Origin of the sequence: Prosthecobacter sp. (genome assembly GCF_044226605.1) — a bacterium.
Classification (GTDB): domain Bacteria; phylum Verrucomicrobiota; class Verrucomicrobiia; order Verrucomicrobiales; family Verrucomicrobiaceae; genus Prosthecobacter.
On the sequence record NZ_JBGAGS010000027.1, the window covers coordinates 20,994 to 23,926 of the forward strand.

The 2,933-nt window shown below is 56.3% G+C and carries 2 protein-coding genes; one reads left to right on the top strand and one right to left on the bottom strand.

Going from position 1 to position 2,933, the window contains the following annotated elements:
* Positions 1–48: 48 nt before the first annotated feature.
* Positions 49–1,347 carry an MFS transporter gene (locus tag ACILSO_RS27780; protein ID WP_395740752.1) on the bottom strand — a complete coding sequence of 433 codons (1,299 nt, stop codon included), beginning with the start codon at positions 1,345–1,347 and terminating at the stop codon, positions 49–51.
* 258 nt (positions 1,348–1,605) lie between these two features.
* Here ACILSO_RS27780 and ACILSO_RS27785 point away from each other — a divergent pair, with 258 nt between their 5' ends.
* Positions 1,606–2,466: a hypothetical protein gene (locus tag ACILSO_RS27785; RefSeq protein WP_395740753.1), complete on the top strand. Its 861-nt coding sequence runs from the start codon at positions 1,606–1,608 to the stop codon at positions 2,464–2,466.
* Positions 2,467–2,933 lie beyond the last annotated feature (467 nt).

A 2,933-nucleotide genomic window follows, 5' to 3' on the forward strand; every position in this document is an offset into this window, starting at 1 on the left:
TGCCTTCTCTGATCAGAATTTCACGCCCGTGACACGGCGAGCGACGTTTCAAACGTCCTCCTGAGTCACGGGCTTTTCTGCGTTCACAAACAACGCGAACACACCAGCGAGAATGAAGGCCCCGGCGCACATCCAGACGCCTTCATGGTAGTCGTTGTTGGAGTCGAAAACATTCAGCACTCGGCGAAACATGAGAGCCATGAGACCGGCGCCGATATTGCCCCACATGTTTCCCCAGCCGAAGAGCTGAGCCTGGTGCCTGCCACTGATGTCCTGCATGGTGGTCCACATGGCAGGAAGGCCGAAGTCGGCAAAGAAGGTGACCAGACCGAAGGCGATGGCCATGCCGAGAGGGGAGTCCGTCCAAAGCGCGAGAGGGTAGCAGGCGGCGGCGGCGAACTTGGTGAGAGACATGGGCAGCATGCGGCCCAAGCGTTTGCCGAAGCGGCGAGTGAGGACGTCCGTGAGAGTGCCCCCGAGTGGCAGGGCCAGAATGCCGATGGAAAGGGCGGCCGTGGTGATCCAGCCGGCATATTTTTCCTCCACGTGCATGACGATTTTCAGATAGTCTGAGAGGTAGAGGACGAGGAAGGCCCAGCCGATGTTGGTGAAAAACTGCACGGCGTTGGCATACCAGAGATTCACACTGCGGCAGGCTGCAGCGAAGGGGAAACGGCGCGGCGGGTTTTTCACCGGCTGGAATTCGCCGCGTCCCTCTGCCAGGAGATCGATCTCGGCCGAGTTGCACTGTGGATGCTGGCGGGGATGATCGCGGAAGACGCGCCAGTACCACCAGGCGACGAAGATGCCGGCACCGCCATAGATCCAGCCTGCATAACGCCAGTTCCCCGCAGCGATGATGACGTAGGCCGTCAAACCTGGGGCCACGGCACCGCCGACTCGCCCACCCCAGGCGATGATGCTGCTGGCGAAGCCACGTGAGCCGATGTGCGCCCAGCGGGTGACCAGGCTGCTGCCGGCCGGATAGTAGCCGGCCTCTGCGAGACCGCACAGCAGGCGGGCAATGAGCAGTGTGGCGAAGCCGGTGGCAAAGCTGGTCATGGCGGTGAACAAAGACCACGTGGCGATGTAAATGGTGATCAGAATACGGCCGTTGAAACGATCGCTAAGCCAGCCGGCGGGCACTTGAAAAAGCGCGTAGGCCCAGAAGAAGACGAGCTTAATCCAGTCGGCATCGGTGACGGAGAGCTTGATCTCGTTTTTGAAGGAGAGGGAGCCAATGATGTCCGCCAGGCAGATGCGGTCCAGGTACATCAGGAAGGACACCATGGTCGCCGTGGCAAGAATCTGGTGGCGGACGATGGTAGGTCGGGAGGAGGAAGACATGGGCACAGACAAGACGCAGAAATTCAGCCAGCCCTAGCAATCAGTTCAAAAACTCCATTGGTGGAACTGGGCTGGAGGAGCATGGAAGGGCGGGCATGACGTCAAAGCAGACGCTCGTCGAACCTCCAAGACGAGTGTTCCAGGCGGATTCCAGCTTGATGAACCGGCTGAAGTCGTGCAAGAGCCGGGTGATCAACGGCCAAATGCGGAGCATTGAATAGGATTGCAGGCCGCGTAGTCTCACAGAACCTTCCCAGCATGACAGCCATCAAAAATCTTACCGCCCTTCTGGTGCTCAGTTTTCTCGCGTCCGGCGTGCTTGGCTGGTTTCTGTTTCAAGCAAACACGGACGTGGCGGCCTTGAGGGCGGAAATGGAGACCGTCAAGGCCGAGCATCTTGAAGAAATGAAGTCCAAGGAGGCGGAGTTTCAGCGCACCCTGGACACCCAGGCGGCACAGCACCAGAAAATGATCACCGCGCTGAATGACGAACACGAGAAGAAGATCGACGACCTCCGCAAGGGGGAGCGCAAGCGCCTGGCGATCGCGGCGAAGGAGTTTGAAAACATTTTTGAGGGCAACAAGACGACCCTGCAATACATCGACCTGCTGGAGGACAAGGTGAAGGCGGGGCAGACGCTGTCGAAGGCCGAGGTGGAAAAGCTGTCGATCATTACCACGGGGCTCGGCTACCTGAAAAAGCAGTATCAGAAGCCGATGCAGGAGTTTCAGGAGCTGGCGAACTACTTTGACGCACAGGCGTCCAAGCACATCGAGAAACCCAAGGGCGGCTTTTTCAAAAGGATGTTCAGCAGCGAATTCCGAGAAGCGGAAAAGCAATACAACCGGCAGGAGGGTGCCAAGGAGGCGTTTGAACAGGCCCAGAGCAAGTTCTCCACCACCTACAAGCAGGCCCAGAAGGTGATGGGATCGGTCAATTTGGATGCTGATGCCCAGTTGCAGAAGCTGAACGCCTACATCGACGAGAAGCAGCAGCAGAACGCCACCGATCTGTCGTCCTTTTTTGACAAGGCGCGGAAAGCGCTGCGCACCCACCAGGATGTGCTCGATTTTGAACCGGATGCCGTTCAACTGCCGGGGCCGAAACCTCAACTTTAAAGAAGCTAAAGGGTCTGGATGGTTCTTCCATTCGAGAAAAGCGGGAAGAACGAGCAGGTCGGATGGAATTCAGGGTGGCCGTGTAGTCGAGAATAGGTGTATTTCTAGCCAAGTGGTCTGAGATCACCCCGCAGTGCGTGGTTTGGCGTATCTCTAGCGTGGAAGGAGGCCTGTGGAGGCGCTTGCCTTCACGTTCCGGGTGAAAACAGGGTGAGAAAGAGAAAAAAGGCCGGTTCCAAGCTTGGTTTGAAAGCTTAATCTTAGAAAAGAGGCTAATTATTTTATAAGATATTTGCAAATTTAGGGGCTGGTTTGGGGTAGTTAAGCGAAAACTTTATCTCAAAAGTAAGAATAGCTTGTTTTCCGCGAGTTTTTTTCTTTATGATGAAAGTTTCCCGCAAAATTCGCATATTATGAAGTTTCTACGCCTCCATCGCCAATCAATCAGCGCCCTGATGATTGTGCTC

Coding starts and splice junctions, on each gene's coding strand:
- ACILSO_RS27780 (WP_395740752.1), bottom strand. CDS start 1,347: ATGTCTTCCTCCTCCCGACCTACCATCGTCCGCCACCAGATTCTTGCC.
- ACILSO_RS27785 (WP_395740753.1), top strand. CDS start 1,606: ATGACAGCCATCAAAAATCTTACCGCCCTTCTGGTGCTCAGTTTTCTC.